Origin of the sequence: Lachnotalea glycerini (assembly GCF_003201285.1) — a bacterium.
In the GTDB taxonomy this organism is placed as follows: domain Bacteria; phylum Bacillota; class Clostridia; order Lachnospirales; family Lachnospiraceae; genus Lachnotalea; species Lachnotalea glycerini.
In genome coordinates this window covers 22,129-38,245 of record NZ_QICS01000022.1, presented here as the reverse complement: position 1 = coordinate 38,245, position 16,117 = coordinate 22,129, and the positions used below count along the sequence as shown (strand labels likewise).

At 36.6% G+C, this 16,117-nt stretch carries 11 protein-coding genes; 8 read left to right on the top strand and 3 right to left on the bottom strand.

The genetic code is table 11. The annotated features are described in order from the left end of the window. Positions 1-190 precede the first annotated feature (190 nt). Entirely contained in the window at positions 191-1,303 is a 1,113-nt protein-coding gene (locus C8E03_RS21145; RefSeq protein WP_094380057.1) for an ABC transporter ATP-binding protein, read from the bottom strand. A 654-nt stretch (positions 1,304-1,957) separates the two neighbouring features. After that, positions 1,958-4,072: a glutamine synthetase III family protein gene (locus C8E03_RS21140; protein ID WP_094380059.1), complete on the bottom strand. Its 2,115-nt coding sequence runs from the start codon at positions 4,070-4,072 to the stop codon at positions 1,958-1,960. Between the two features lie 388 nt (positions 4,073-4,460). Here C8E03_RS21140 and C8E03_RS21135 point away from each other — a divergent pair, with 388 nt between their 5' ends. The 8 genes from C8E03_RS21135 (at position 4,461) to C8E03_RS21100 (ending at position 13,436) form a co-directional block, all read left to right on the top strand. Beyond that, positions 4,461-5,114, top strand: coding sequence for a YesL family protein (locus tag C8E03_RS21135; protein ID WP_094380061.1), 654 nt, complete (start codon positions 4,461-4,463; stop codon positions 5,112-5,114). Positions 5,115-5,837: 723 nt separating this feature from the next. Beyond that, positions 5,838-6,842: a LacI family DNA-binding transcriptional regulator gene (locus C8E03_RS21130; protein WP_094380063.1), complete on the top strand. Its 1,005-nt coding sequence runs from the start codon at positions 5,838-5,840 to the stop codon at positions 6,840-6,842. 82 nt (positions 6,843-6,924) lie between these two features. Continuing rightward, on the top strand, positions 6,925-7,776 hold the full coding sequence (gene gatY, locus C8E03_RS21125) for a tagatose-bisphosphate aldolase subunit GatY (RefSeq protein WP_110292055.1): 852 nt from the start codon (positions 6,925-6,927) through the stop codon (positions 7,774-7,776). A 26-nt stretch (positions 7,777-7,802) separates the two neighbouring features. Next, entirely contained in the window at positions 7,803-9,290 is a 1,488-nt protein-coding gene (locus C8E03_RS21120; protein WP_094378041.1) for a xylulokinase, read from the top strand. After that, positions 9,290-10,339: a galactitol-1-phosphate 5-dehydrogenase gene (locus C8E03_RS21115; RefSeq protein ID WP_110292054.1), complete on the top strand. Its 1,050-nt coding sequence runs from the start codon at positions 9,290-9,292 to the stop codon at positions 10,337-10,339. Before C8E03_RS21120 ends, C8E03_RS21115 begins: the two co-directional genes overlap by 1 nt. A gap of 26 nt (positions 10,340-10,365) precedes the next feature. Further along, complete coding sequence (locus C8E03_RS21110; protein ID WP_094378039.1) at positions 10,366-11,412, top strand: aldo/keto reductase; 1,047 nt, start codon at positions 10,366-10,368, stop codon at positions 11,410-11,412. An 11-nt stretch (positions 11,413-11,423) separates the two neighbouring features. Then, positions 11,424-12,353: a 1-phosphofructokinase gene (pfkB, locus tag C8E03_RS21105; RefSeq protein WP_110292053.1), complete on the top strand. Its 930-nt coding sequence runs from the start codon at positions 11,424-11,426 to the stop codon at positions 12,351-12,353. Positions 12,354-12,614: 261 nt separating this feature from the next. Beyond that, positions 12,615-13,436 (top strand): alpha/beta fold hydrolase, encoded by an 822-nt coding sequence (locus C8E03_RS21100; RefSeq protein WP_110292052.1) that lies wholly within the window; start codon positions 12,615-12,617, stop codon positions 13,434-13,436. Positions 13,437-13,694: 258 nt separating this feature from the next. Here C8E03_RS21100 and C8E03_RS21095 read toward each other — a convergent pair whose 3' ends face one another. Beyond that, positions 13,695-16,106, bottom strand: coding sequence for a sensor histidine kinase (locus C8E03_RS21095; RefSeq protein ID WP_110292051.1), 2,412 nt, complete (start codon positions 16,104-16,106; stop codon positions 13,695-13,697). Positions 16,107-16,117: the final 11 nt, after the last annotated feature.

Below are 16,117 nucleotides of genomic sequence, written 5' to 3'. Positions count from 1 at the left end.
CACCTCTTTCGAAGTTACATTACCCACTCGCTTAGCACCCTGCATTACTACAACGCACCGAGTTTGACTATATGGCTCACTGGCGATTACCATAATCGGACTGGCACCGACTGGTGTGGTCCAGCTTCGCTGGACACGCTCCTATGAAAAAAAAAGTGCCAGCAAGCTGACACTTTCCTATAATCTTATATTAATTGGTAATAACTAATTCCGTTTCTTTATCAAATACATGAATCTTCTCAGCATCTAAAGCAACCTTTATCTTATCTCCAACTCTTGCTTGTGTACGTGGGTCAACTCTTGCCGTAACTGTAGTTCCTTCGATATCGAAGTGTAAGTTAACTTCCGCACCAAGTAATTCATAAACACTAACTGTTGATTCAAGAACGGTATTTGGAGATGACTCAATAAACATCTGTGAATCATGTACATTTTCCGGACGAATTCCAAGAATAACTGTCTTACCGTTATAGCCGCCATCCACGAGCTTCTTAGCCTTTGCCGGTGGAAGCTTAATAGCAGTTTCTCCAATATTAAGATAAACATCTTCACCTTTCACTTCAGCTTTGGCATCCAACATGTTCATTTGAGGAGATCCCATAAATCCTGCAACAAATAAATTCTTTGGCTTTGTATATAAGTTCTGTGGTGAATCTACCTGTTGTACAAGACCATCTTTCATTACTACAATTCTGGTTCCTAATGTCATAGCTTCTGTCTGATCATGTGTTACATAAATGATTGTCGTTCCCAAATTCTTATGTAACTTAGAAATTTCAATACGCATCTGAACTCTTAGTTTTGCATCAAGATTCGATAAAGGTTCATCCATAAGGAATACTTTAGGATTACGAACTATAGCACGACCCATAGCAACACGTTGTCTCTGACCACCTGATAAAGCCTTTGGCTTACGGTCTAATAGTTTCTCTAGGTCAAGTATCTTAGCTGCTTCCTTTACCATTTTATCTATTTCATCCTTTGGTACTTTTCTTAATTTAAGACCAAAAGCCATGTTATCATATACTGTCATGTGAGGATATAACGCATAGTTCTGAAATACCATTGCAATATCTCTATCTTTTGGCTCCACATCATTTACTAATCTGTCACCAATTCTCAATTCTCCTGAACTGATTTCTTCAAGACCTGCAATCATACGAAGAGTCGTAGATTTTCCACATCCTGATGGTCCAACGAATATGATAAATTCTTTATCTTCAATTTCTAAATTGAAATCCTTAACTGCCTCAAAGCCGTTAGGATAAACTTTACAAATGTTCTTAAGTGATAAACTTGCCATTAAATCTTCCTCCTAAAATTGATTGTGGCCAAAGACTAAACCACTGCTTTATTATTTGTTGCTAACATATCAATCTACTGCTTGCAGTGAATTAATACAAAAGAAAAAACCAGAAATTACGAACTAACTTACCAGCTTTAATTTACTGTAAGTATAGCGCATTCAAATGCTATATTCCATACTCTAATTAACCAAAGTTTATTTAAAGACCTTGTAAAATCTGCTACTGTGTAATATCTTTTGAATTTATAAGCGTCATTTTGACGAATTTTTTTATTATGCTCTATACAAGTTTACTAAACAAGTATTTTCTTTATACAAAATAGAATAATAGAATCAAATTGCTATTTATTCTATTGGCATGATTCACTGTATAACGAACAAAAAACCACCATTAGACAAGAAGGCGGATCAGTCCGCATCAGCTCCCTAATTCCTCACTCATGAGGGACTTGACCGCTTTGTCGCGTCGAATGCTGTCACGCAGTGATATTATCGACTTGCATTCGTGCGCATATGTTTTTTTCTTACGAGGAGTCAAAACTTTTATACGTTACCACAACAAGACATTTCTTACTGAAATAAAAACAGAAGCAGAACATTAATTAAAAAAATATTATTGTCTGCTTCTGTTTAAGTTATATAATTTAGTAATTAAACCTCAAAAATCAAATCTCCATAAGAAGGCATAGGCCAAAGCTCTTTATCAACAATCATTTCCAGCCTGTCAACCGGAATTCTTAATTCATCCATTGCCACCTTTACTTCATCTCTAAAGAATGCAGCCTGCTTCTTTGCATCTCCTATTTCTGATGCTTCTTCTGTTACATCAATCAGTTTTGCCAATGCAACTTTTGTATCTGATAATAATGCAGAAGTTTCTGTTAATAATTCAACCTGTACACTTATATCTGCATCACAGGCTGCTTTTACTGCATTGATGGATTTTGCAAGTACTGTTGTACAATTAATAACAGAAGGAATAATCTGTTTAGATGCCATATCAATCATTGTTCTGGCTTCAATATTAATTGCTTTCGCATAAGCTTCATATTCTATTTCAACACGAGACTCAAGCTCTGCTCTCGTAAATACTTTAAATTTCTCATATAAATTAATAGCTTTGTCTGTAACAAGTGCCGGAATTGCGTCCACCATAGACTTAATATTTGGAAGTCCTCTTCTTTTTGCCTCTTCCACCCAATCATCTGAGTATCCATTGCCATTAAATACAATTCTATGATGATCTGTTGCATATTGTTTAATTAAATCATGTACTGCCATATCAAAATCATCTGTTTTTTCTAATATATCACAAACCTCTGAGAAAGCCTCTGCAACAATTGTATTAAGAACAACATTTGGACCTGCAACAGAATCTGATGAGCCAACCATACGAAATTCAAATTTATTTCCCGTAAATGCAAATGGTGAAGTTCTGTTTCTGTCGGTCGCGTCCTTAGCTAAATCTGGAAGGCTCTTTACTCCGGTTAATAATTTACCCCCCTGCTTACTGCTCTTAGCTTCTCCTGTGCTGATTAACTGGGTTATTACATCTTCCAGTTGCTCACCTAAGAATACAGAGATAATAGCAGGAGGTGCTTCATTTGCCCCAAGTCTGTGGTCATTTCCTACATCTGCTGCGGATTCTCGAAGCAGGTCTGCATGTTTATCCACAGCTTTTAAAATACAGGTTAACACTAATAAAAATTGAATGTTATCATGTGGTGTTTTACCCGGTTCTAAAAGGTTGACTCCATTGTCTGTTGTTAAGGACCAGTTATTATGCTTTCCTGATCCATTGACACCAGCAAATGGTTTTTCATGAAGAAGACAAGTCAATCCATGACGTTCCGCAACTTTCTTAAGAGTTTCCATGACTAATTGATTGTGGTCAACTGCAATGTTCGCCTGTGCATAAATTGGTGCCAATTCATGCTGAGCAGGGGCAACCTCATTATGCTGTGTCTTTGCGCTGACTCCCAATTTCCATAATTCTTCATTTACTTCTTTCATATAGGAAGCAATGCGCTCTCTGATGCTTCCAAAATAGTGATCCTCTAATTCCTGGCCCTTAGGCGGCATTGCACCAAATAAGGTACGTCCTGTATAAATTAAATCTTTTCTCTGTAAATATTTAGCTTTATCAACGATAAAGTACTCTTGCTCCGGTCCTACAGATGGAGTTACCCTTGTAGCTCCTGTATTGCCAAATAATCGAACAAGACGAAGCGCCTGCTCATTAATTGCCTCCATTGACCTTAATAAAGGAGTCTTTTGATCAAGTGATTCACCTGTGTAGGAACAAAAAGCGGTTGGAATACAAAGCGTAGCTCCTATTGCATCCTTTCTTACAAATGCCGGTGAGGTACAGTCCCAAGCAGTATATCCTCTGGCTTCAAAAGTAGCTCTCAAACCACCGGAAGGAAATGAAGAAGCATCTGGCTCGCCTTTAATTAGTTCTTTTCCTGAAAACTCCATAACTATTTTACCGTTCTTATCAGGTGCTGAAATAAATGAATCATGCTTCTCAGCTGTTACTCCAGTCATTGGCTGAAACCAATGTGTATAATGAGTTGCACCTTTTTCAATAGCCCATTCTTTCATAGCGTGTGCCACTACTTCAGCTGTTCCAAGGTCTAGTTCTTTTCCCTCTTCTATCGTTTTCTTAAGATCTTTGTATACTTTCTTTGGTAAACGTTCCTGCATTGCTGCATCATTAAATACGTTTTCTCCGAAAATATCAACAACATTAATTACTTCGCCCATGTTTCCCATTCCTTTCAAATGTAATATTTAATTTTGTAAATAAGTACAAAAAAAAGCAAGGAAATCCCGTAAATGGAACGCCCTTGTTCTCACTCTGTAATATCTCGGAAACTAGTTCCGTCTTTTTATAAAATACAATAAAACTAGCAAAAATGCAAGTAGTAAAATAAAATTTAGTAATATTAATTATTTGATTTAGCATTCAAAGCGTATGTTATAGTATATTTTACTATATTGTGTTAATATAACTTTTTATATAAAAAGCCACTGATACAAAGTTCATCGCCTATCTTTAGCAACAAATTGTGAAACATCTGTAAATAGTATTGCTTTTATTCTTTATTTTCGTTATAATTTTCTTCATACGTACAAAGTAAAGGAGAACAAAATGGGAAGTATTTTTAGTTTAGATGGGAAGTTTTTCTCATTTATGAGTAAGGTAGCTGATCTGATTATATTGAATATAATTTATTGTTTTTGTTGCATTCCTGTTATCACAATAGGTCCTGCTACTACAGCATTATATTATGTCACATTGAAAATGGTTAAAAATGAGGAATCCTATATTATAAAAAGCTTCTTTAAATCCTTTAAATTAAATTTTAAGCAGGGAGCGGCAATTGGTATCATACTATTAGCATCTGCGGCAATCATTATCGGTGACATTTATATCATGCTAAGCTGGGAAACCAAATATAAATTTATTTTTATTGTAATATTTATATTTTTGCTGGTAATGTGGCTTTTCGTATCTGTGTATATATTTCCATTACTTGCTACATTTGATAATACCTTAAAACAAACCTTTAAAAATTCTCTTTTAATGAGTATCAGACATTTACCAAAAACTATCGTTATGTTTTTATTAACAGTTTTATCCCTACTTTTAATTGGCTTTGTAGTTCAATTACTCCCATTTTGGTTTTTAATTGGATTCGCATTACTAGCTTATACCAATTCAATTATATTAGGCAAAATTTTTAAACTCTATATGCCTCCTGAAGAAGAGGATGAAGAAGTTCGTGAATATAATAATTTATAATAGTATTATGCCAGATGAAAAGTTGAGTGCTTTTCATCTTTTTTTATTCTACGAGAAATATATCTCATTTTGGTAAAGTGTAAAAAAGAACAAAGCGGACTAGTCCACATCAGCTCCCTATTCCCTCATTCATGAGGGACTTGACCGCTTTGCCGCGCCGAATGCAGTCACGCAGTGACAATCTCCACATGCATTCGTGCGCTTTGTGTTTTTATTTCATAGGACTCAATACTTTTTTACGGTAACAGCAAGGTTTTTCCTATGAAAGAACAAAGTTCAAGTCCACATCAGCTCCCTATTCCCTCACTCATGAGGAACTTGACCGCTTTGCCGCGCCGAATGCTGTTACGCAGTGCCATTTTCCACTTGCATTCGTGCGCTTTGTGTTTTTATTTCATAGGACTCAATACTTTTTTACGGTAACAGCAAGGTTTTTCCTATGAAAGAACAAAGTTCAAGTCCACATCAGCTCCCTATTCCCTCACTCATGAGGAACTTGACCGCTTTGCCGCGCCGAATGCAGTCACGCAGTGACATTCTCCACTTGCATTCGTGCGCTTTGTGTTTTTATTTCATAGGACTCAATACTTTTATACGTTACCACAGCAAGGTTTTTTCTCGTATGAAATAAAAAATAAATACTATTGTATTGACTTTTATACAAGAAAAGAGTATTATTTCATTAGAGCGAAGCGGTTCGTTCTAATGAATAGGAGGAACTAAATGGCAGCAACAATTAGAGATATTACAAAAATGACTGGGCTTTCACTTGCCACAGTTTCTAAATATTTAAACGGTGGCAATGTACTACCCCAAAACAGAGCCTTAATTGAAAATGCAATTGAAGAACTGCAATATGAGGTCAATGAGGTAGCCAGAGGGCTGGCCAAGAACTGTACCAAAACCGTTGGTGTTTTGATTCACAATTTAGATAATATATTTGCAGGCTCTGTTATTGCTAATATTGAGGATATACTAAGACAGCATGATTATGGAACAATTGTATGTGACTGCCGGGGTGATATAGAATTAGAAGAACAGGAAATCAAATTTCTTCTTAGTAAGCGAGTTGACGGGATTATAACTATTCCTACCTCGGGTAATTCTTTCTATTTAAACAATGCAGTAATTCGTGAGGTACCTATTGTACTGATTGACAGAACCTTTGAGGATAGAAATTTTGACTGTGTCATAGTAGACAACATTGAAGCGTCCGTTCAGGCTGTTACTACCTTAATAAACAAAGGTCATAGTAAAATTGGTATTATCTGTGGTGACGACAATGAATATACGGCCAGAAAGCGTCTTGCAGGTTATTATAAGTCGCTTGAAGCTAATAATATAAAAATAGAGCTTAATTATGTAAAACGCGGCTCATTAACAGTAGAGCATGGTTATCATGCAACCAAAGAGTTATTAACTGTATCAAACAGACCTACTGCTCTTTATTTGAGTAATTATGAAATTACTCTTGGCGCTATTATTGCCATAAACGAACTCGGAGTTAACTTTCCAGAGGATATTTCTATTATTGGTTTTGATAATCTAATGCTTTCCAAGATTGTTAAGCCAACGCTCTGGACTATCGTTCAGCCAATGGAGGAAATTGCTGCCTCTGCTGCTAACCTTATGCTAAAAAGATTAAATAAATCTGAAACAGGCGAAGCGGTTCGCGTTAATTTAAGTACTGGTTTATTAACAGGTGAATCCATTAAACAGCTTTCGTAACATAGCTTCTTGCCACTGATACTCTATCAGCGGCTTAAGATAAATGCAAATGACTGCATAAATGCAGAAAAAGGAGGTTTTTATGCCATTAGTTACATCAGAACAAATGATTTTAAATGCACAAAAAGGAGGCTATGCAGTAGGTGCCTTTAATGTAGAAAATATGGAAATGGTGATGGCTGTTATAGCTGCTGCCGAGGAGTTAAATGCTCCTGTTATGATGCAGACAACACCTTCAACCGTGAAATACGCAGGACTAGATATGTATTATGCCAATGCTTTGGCTGCTGCCAAAAATTGCAAGGTTCCAGTTGCTATTCATCTTGACCATGGTAGCTCTTTCGAGCTTGCTATGCAGGCTTTAAGAGTTGGATATACCTCTATTATGATTGATGGATCTCATCATGTATTTGAAGAAAATATCGAAATGACAAAACGTGTAGTAGATGCCTGTGCACCTTCTGGCATACCTGTAGAAGCTGAGCTTGGCAAAGTAGGCGGTAAAGAGGATGACTTAGACGGTGGTAGCGGCGGTTACACAGATCCATTAGAAGCAAAGGAATTTGTAGAAAGAACTAAAATCAGCGCTCTTGCGGTAGCTATCGGAACTGCTCACGGTGTTTATTCGGGAACACCAAAGCTTGATTTAGAACGATTAAGTGAAATCAGAAAGTTGGTCAGTATTCCCCTTGTTTTGCATGGTGCTTCCGGCCTTACAGATGAAGCCGTAAGAGAAAGCATTCTGCGCGGCATCTGCAAGGTGAATTTTGCAACAGAGCTTCGAATTGCTTACACAGAGGGTGTAAAAAAAGTATTAACTGAAAATCCTAATACTATTGATCCGAAAAAATATGGTGCAGCCGGAATGGAAAGTGTAAAGAAGCTTGTTATGGGACGTATTAAAGTATGTGGCTGTGATCAAAAGGCTCATTAAGCAATGTCTTATCATGGAGGTCTAACATGGAAAAACTATTACTTGGAATTGATATAGGAACTTCAGCATGTAAGGTTGCTATATTTGGCAGAAAGGGAAATGTACTTGCTCAGTCCAATCAAGGATACCAGCTATATTATCCTAATCCAGGATGGGTAGAACAAAATCCAGATGAATGGTTCCAAAGTATTTGTATAGCAATCAAGGATACATTAGAAAAGGGTAAGATTCATCCATCTCAAATTGCAGGTATTGGCATAGACGGCCAAAGCTGGTCCTGTATTCCGGTGGATAAAGTAGGTAATTGTTTACATAACACACCTATTTGGATGGATACCAGAGCTAGACATATTGTAAAACAGACGGTAGACCAACTTGGTTTTGACACTATATTCAACATTGCAGGCAATGCTTTTGAACCGGCTTACTCCACTCCCAAGATTTTATGGTTTCAACAAAACCTGCCTAACATTTATGAAAAGACGTATCAGTTTTTGCAAAGCAACAGCTATATTGTCCTAAAGCTTACGGGTAAATTCACACAAGAAAAGTCTCAGGGTTATGGACTGCATTTCTTTAACGCAAAAACGTGTACCTATGACAAAGATTTAGCCAATGCATTAGGAATATCCTTGGATAAGGTTCCTGAAATATATAACTGCCATGACGTGGTTGGTTCTGTCACGAAGGAGGCTGCTTCTCTTACCGGGCTTTTAGAAGGAACACCTGTTGTTGCAGGTGGTCTGGATGCTGCTTGCGGTACTCTTGGCGCAGGTGTTGTAAGAACCGGGCAAACTCAGGAACAGGGCGGGCAGGCAGGTGGCATGAGTATTTGTCTTGATCAGGCCATTTCTCATCCTAAGCTTATTTTAAGCCCCCATGTAGTACCCAATCATTGGCTCTTACAAGGGGGTAGTGTCGGAGGAGGCGGTGTACTCAAATGGTTTAGGCAAGAGCTTGGAGCTGATTCTTCTTTTGATGATCTTACCTCTTTGGCAGAGCAGATTCCTGCTGGTTCAAACGGCGTTGTTTTTCTTCCCTTTATGGCAGGTGAGCGCTCCCCGATTTGGGATCCGGATGCAAAGGGTGTTTATTATGGCTTAGGTTTCGATAAGACAAGAGCACATATGATACGGGCTTCCTTAGAAGGAGTTGCTTTTTCCTTAGAGCATAACCTTCGTACTGCAAAGGAATCAGGAGTAGAAGCTGAAGAGTTGATTGCAATGGGCGGTGCGTCAAACAGTTTATTATGGACGCAGATTAAATCAGATGTAACAGGCAAAGTGATTAAGGTTCCAACCTCTGATACTGCTACTACTCTGGGTGCATCGATTTTAGCAGGAGTTGGTGTGGGCATATATGATAACTTTGAAGAGGCAGTGAATGAAACCATTGTAATAACGAGAACCCATACACCTAATATAAAAAATCATATAAAGTATCAGGCTGCTATGGAGCTATATTTAGAATTGTATCAGGATTTAAAGGACACCTTTAAGAAAGGAAATGTATGATGAAAGCAGGAGTTGTTCACGCAAAAGAGGATATTCGTTATGAAGACATTGAAAAGCCGGTGCCAAAGGCCGGTCAAGTTTTAATCAAAGTAAAATACACTGGAATATGCGGCTCTGATATTCCAAGAGTAAATGCAGATGCATGCCATTACTTCCCAAATGTATTAGGACATGAATTTTCAGGAACAGTTGAAGAAACAGGCGAAGATGTAACCAGTCTGAAAATTGGAGATCGAGTGGCTGGTGTACCGCTTGTTCCATGTATGAAATGTGAGGATTGCCAAAAGGGAAACTATTCCTTATGCAAGCATTACAGCTTTATTGGTTCAAGAGAATATGGAAGTTTTGCAGAATATGTAGTAGTGCCTGAAAAAAATGCTGTAAAATTTGAAGAAGAAGTCAGCTTTGAGAAAGGTGCTTTCTTTGAACCCACTACGGTAGCACTGCACGGCTTACAGCGACTTGATTATCAAGGAGGTAAAACGGTTGCTATACTAGGAGGAGGTACCATTGGACTTCTCACCATGCAATGGGCTAATATCTTCGGTGCAAAAAAATGTGTGGTATTTGACATTTCACCAGAACGCTTAGAGCTTGCAAAACGCCTTGGCGCAACTGATGTGATTAACACTTTAGAGGAAAACTTTATCAAACAGGCGATGGATACAACCAATGGACAGGGATTTGATTATGTATATGAAACAGCCGGTAATACCATTACGATGAAAATGGCATTTGAATTAGCTGCGAATAAGGCTGGTGTTTGCTTCATTGGAACCCCAACTAAAGAGCTTTCTTTCTCTGTTAAGGAATGGGAAAACATGAATCGTAAGGAGTTTACTCTTACCGGCTCATGGATGTCTTATTCTGCTCCATTTCCAGGTCCTGAATGGGAACTGGCTGCCTATTACTTCAAAACTGGACAATTAAAGTTCGATGAATCACTTATCTATAAAAAAATACCTTTAAGTCAAATAGCTGAGGCTTTCGAAATGTTTAAAACACCGGGTGCTGTAAAAGGTAAAATACTTATAGATAGCGAAAAATAAATTATAAATCAAAGGAGAGATTATTTATGGGAGAAAATTTAAAACCTGCTGACGCAATTGATCCATCACTCGTTCCACAGAGAACACTTTATACCGGTGCCAAAATGCCGGGAATTGGTATTGGAACCTTTGGTTCAGATCGATTTAGTGCTCAGGATATCGCAAATGCCGTAGAGGATGCAATCAAATCAGGATATCGTTTGGTAGACTGCGCTGCCTGCTATGAAAATGAGGATTCAATCGGTGTTGCTATTGAAAATGCAATTGCTGCGGGTGTCAAAAGAGAAGAATTATTTATTACCTCCAAATTATGGAACGATATGCATGGAAAAGGTGATATTCTATACTCTGTAGCAAAAACGTTAAAGGATTTAAGATTAGATTATCTTGATCTTTACTTTGTTCATTGGCCATTCCCTAACTATCATCCACCAGGATGTGACGGTGACACAAGAAATCCTCTATCCAGACCATATATTCACGAAGAATTTATGGAATGTTGGAGACAAATGGAGCGTCTTGTTGACATGGGACTTGTAAAACACATTGGTGTTTCTAATGTAACTGTACCTAAATTGCAACTGATTTTAAGAGATTGCAGAATCAAACCAGCGGTAAATGAAATGGAATTACATCCTTGCTTTCAACAACCAGAATTATACGATTTCTGTAAGAATAACGGTATTCAAATCATTGGTTTTTGTCCAATTGGCTCTCCTACGAGACCAGACAGAGACAAAACAGAAACTGACGTTGCCGATATTGAAGTACCTGAGGTTGTGGAAATTGCAAAAGCACATGGTGTTCACCCTGCTGTAATCTGCCTAAAATGGGCAGTTCAAAGAGGTCATTCTCCAATTCCTTTTTCTATTCATAGGAATGAATATATGAGCAACTTAAAATGTAGTTTTGAGGATCCATTAACCAATGATGAATTGAAGCTTCTTGCTACTGTTGATAAAAACTGTCGTTTAATTAAAGGTCAGGTATTCCTTTGGGAAGGTGCCGGAACTTGGGAAGACCTTTGGGATCTTAACGGCGAAATTCCGGGCTGGAATGGGTATAAGAAATAAGGAGAGGAATTATGATTACAACAGTTACTTTAAATGTTGCTATAGATAAGGCTTACGTAGTTGAAGACTTTGCCAAAAATACAGTAACCCGTGTTCAAACATGTTCAAATACAGCCGGTGGAAAAGGACTTAATGTATCAAAAGTTATTAAACTCTGCGGCGAAGCGATTATTGCAACCGGCTTTGTCGGCGGTCATGCCGGAGCTTATATTGAAGACCTTTTAAAAGAGTACAATATTGCTACAGATTTTGTTCATACCAAAAGTGAAACCAGAAGCTGTATTAATATTTTAGCAAGTGATGGTACTTCAACGGAGTTTCTAGAGCCGGGTGCACCTGTAACTTTGGATGAGGTAAATCAATTTTATGAAAAAATTAATGTTTTAATTGAAAAAAGTGATGTAATAACAATATCGGGCAGTATTCCAAAGGGAATTGATACCACAATCTATGCTGACCTGATTTCAAAAATAAAATCAAAGGGCAAAAAAGTTATTCTGGACACTAGCGGTGCGCTCTTGGCAGATGGGGTTAAAGCTAGTCCTACCCTGATAAAGCCAAATCAAGAAGAATTAGAAGCCCTTCTGGGTATTACCATAACCAATCAGACCGAGGTTATTGAGGCGGCTAAAAGGCTTCATGACACAGGCATTGAATTCGTCGTTGTTTCCTTAGGTGGTGACGGTGCACTGCTTGTTTGTAAGGATGGCGTGTTTCATGGCAAACCACCTAAAATCACCCCGGTCAATACCGTTGGATGCGGAGACTCTATGGTAGGTGCCTTTGCTGTATCCCTTTCCAGAAAACTGTCTGCTGAAAATGCGCTTCGCTATGCAATCGCTGTGTCAGCGGCAAATGCACTGACTATGGCTACCGGAAGCTTTCATATAAGCGATATGGAAAGAATATTGCCTGAGGTTGAAATAAATCGTCTGTTTTGATTGTTGAATACTAAGTTATTTCTTATCTATTAGGCTTCATTTTAACTTCTATCAACAAGATGAAACGTTCACTCGTTTCATCTTGTTATGAACAAAAAAAGAAGTCGATATAGTCAACACCATATGCTATTTTCTAATTTTTTCAATAACCTAATTTCTTTTCTCTTCATGGAATCTCATCTACTTTTATATTATGAAAAGGTATGAACGACCACAACTCATGCATACACTATTATGACGATAAAATAATCGGAGTAAAATATGGGATATTACATAATGGTCGGTGATGGTGTCAACTATTACGTTGAGGATCTTAATCCGGCAGGTACGAAAACAATACTTTTTTTACATGGCTGGCCTGCAAACCATAAGCTTTTTGAATATCAGTTTGATCAGCTGCCTAAACTTGGATATCGGTGCATCGGGATTGATACAAGAGGTTTTGGAAATTCAGATAAGCCATTCAATGGGTATGATTATGATACTTTATCAGATGATATTAGAAGTATTGTTAATCAAATGAAATTAAGTAACTTTACTTTATTGGGTCATTCTACAGGAGGTGCTATTGCTTGTAGATATATGAAAAGGAATAATGGTTTTGGGGTATCCAGGCTTGTTCTTTGTGCGGCCGCGGCTCCAAGTCTGATTAAACGCCCTGATTTTCCTTATGGCTTAGATCAATCTACGGTAGAGGATATTATTGCAACTACTATCAAGGATCGCCCTCAAATGCTTGTTAATTTTTCTAATATGTTCTTCTTTCAGCATATCACTCAGGCTTTTTCAGACTGGTTCTTTCAACTGGGATTACAGGCCGCCGGCTGGGCTACTGCAGCAATCGCCAATACATGGATAAAAGAATCTTTATTTGATGACTTAGAAACCATTCAGATTCCAACATTAATTATCCATGGTATTCACGATCAAATTGTCCCTTATCCATTAGGTGAAATACAAAAAAAAATGATAAAAAACTCTGTTTTGGTTCCTTTTGAATTTAGCGGACATGGTTCCTTTTACGATCAAAAAGATTTATTTAATCAAGTGTTAGTAAATTTTATTAAAAATAAAAATTATTAGGCTTTTCTATAAAAAAATCTTGCTTATTCCCTTAGGTAATATGTATGATAAATATAAAAAAGAACTTTATATAAGGGGAGGACAATGTTATAAAAATTAAAGAGGTTGCAAATCTTACAATCTTTCTCAAAAGACAATTCGCTAGAAATCTACCACTCCTTTTATTTTTATCACACTGTCTTTATTATAGCAAATATTTTTAATAAAGGGCATTCGATATTTTTCGTAAATACCGAATACCCTTATTAAAATAAATACTTATACCACTCGTGGAAACGTAATCGTTACACGGAATAAATCTCCGTCCAGATAAATTTCAAAGGTTCCTTTTTGAAGATTGGTTAAATTCTTTGCAATGGAAAGACCAAGTCCGCTTCCCTCCGTACTTCTTGATACATCTCCCCTGATAAAGCGCTCTGTTAATTCATCTGCATTGATGTTTAGCGGATGCTCCGAAATATTCTTAACAGAAAAAACCACTTGATCTTTATCTGCTTTTAAATCAATATAAACTCTTGAGTTTTCCATAGCATATTTTGCTATATTATTATATAAATTTTCAACCACACGCCAAATTCGTCTTCCGTCAGCGTTTATACTCACCGAATCTTCAGGAATGGTTTTTATTACTTGCAGTCCTTTGGCTCCAAATTTTTCACTAAATTCACCTTCAGTTTGATTAATCAGCTCTACAAAATTAATTTTTGTCATTTCCAGCTTTATATTTCCTGAGCTAATCTTAGAAGCCTCTACCAAATCCTCTGTCAGATTTTTAAGTCTTTGTGATTTCTTATCCAAAATATCAACATATCCTTTTATTTTCTCATCTTCTATATTTTCCCTTTTAATCAAATCAACATAATTAATGATTGAGGTTAAAGGTGTCTTAATATCATGTGAAACGTTCGTAATTAAATCCGTCTTTAAACGTTCGTTTCTCATGCTGGCATCCACTGCATTATGTAAACCTTCACCAATATTATTAATGGCCTGTGCCAACAATTGATTACTTCCCTTCAAATCCGTAACATCAATTTTATTATCTAAGTCTCCACTTGTTATCTTCTCAATACCGTTCATAATTCGTTGTCTTGCCACTGCTTCCCTAAGCAGTATAATTCCGACTACACCTACAAATACAAACCATACTAATAACATAAAAAAGCTTCCATCACTAAAAACAATATCCAGTAAACCTAAGGTAATAATCAAAAATGCAGAATACAGTATTACAATTTTAGTTGTCACTTTCCTATACCTGAAAAATATCCTGCTCCATTTAATAATCATGTACAATATGCTGTTTTTCCATAATTGTCCAGCTTTAATTCTTTTAGTCAAACTTAAGAATTCTAGAGTGAAGAGCATGGATTCCAGTCCCATTACACCAATTACAAGCACCTGGGTACTTAATCTATTATTCAGGGAATTAATAGGAAAAAATCCTAAAATTCCTGCACCTATCACAATCCCTATCCCTGCACCAATTTCAGTTTTTATTTTGTCAAAGCCGTTTAAATGAATTTCTTCATCCTTGTCGCTTCTGCCACTTACAGCAACAAGATAAATAAAGCAAATTAAAATAATCAGCATACTAACTACCAACACTATAATTGAGTCTCTATTATGGTCATAGTTATAATTTGCAACTGAAAATTCATCACTGTGTAGATATCTCGAATCAATTCCTACCGCATATATATAATTCACCTGATCGGGAATTTTAAATAAATCAACATTAGAATATACATCATCAATGATAAAATTAGTAAATGAAAATTCATTCGTTGTTGCATTATAGATTATGCCACAACTTATATTATTGTTAAAATATTCTTCATAATTTGTATTATCACCAACACAGTTATTGAATAAAATATCGCCTTTATAGTCCTGAATATATATCTTAAAGTTTGAGCTGTCTACACTTTTGAAATAGGCTGCGTATTGATTATAAAAAGTATATTCCTCTGCAATATTATTTAAAGCCTCTTGCATTTCCATGCTGATTTTTTCTATTTCAGAGAAGTCGTCGTTTTCAAGACAATAGTCTATTAAAGACGTTTTCGTTGTCAGATAATTTTCCTTTGGTACTTCGATTTGAAGCATATCGGATGTAACTGCAATTCCTAAGCTTTTCATATTATCTGAAAACGTTTTATAATCAGCGGTTAATGATTCATCACTATCTATCTCATCAGCATCTGCATCCATAACTGTTGCAGGTTTGCTTGTCGCTTCTATATTGTTTGTACCATACAAATAATCCGTCAGAGCTTCATACAACGAAATCATTTCAATTTGACCCTGGCTCCAATCAACTAAATCCTGCAGACTATAGATTTGCGTTTCACTAAACTGACTCATTTCACTATTATCGTTTAAAAATTGGCTTATCGTTACTTCCTTATTTCCATTATACTCTCCGGCTACCTCAAAATCCTTTTGGTAATCCATAAATTGATTTGCACTGTAAATTTTATTAATAAGCTGATCTTTAAAATATTGCGACTCCAGATAGCTTTTTCCACTCATTGCTTCTTTTATATCATCTATGCTTAGAATAATATTACTTAGATAAAAAGCCAGTGCCACCGTAGTGATTACTAATACTTGCTGAATTAAAAACGCAATCATTCTAGTAATATTTGAATATTTTATTTTATTCAAGGGTTCACCAG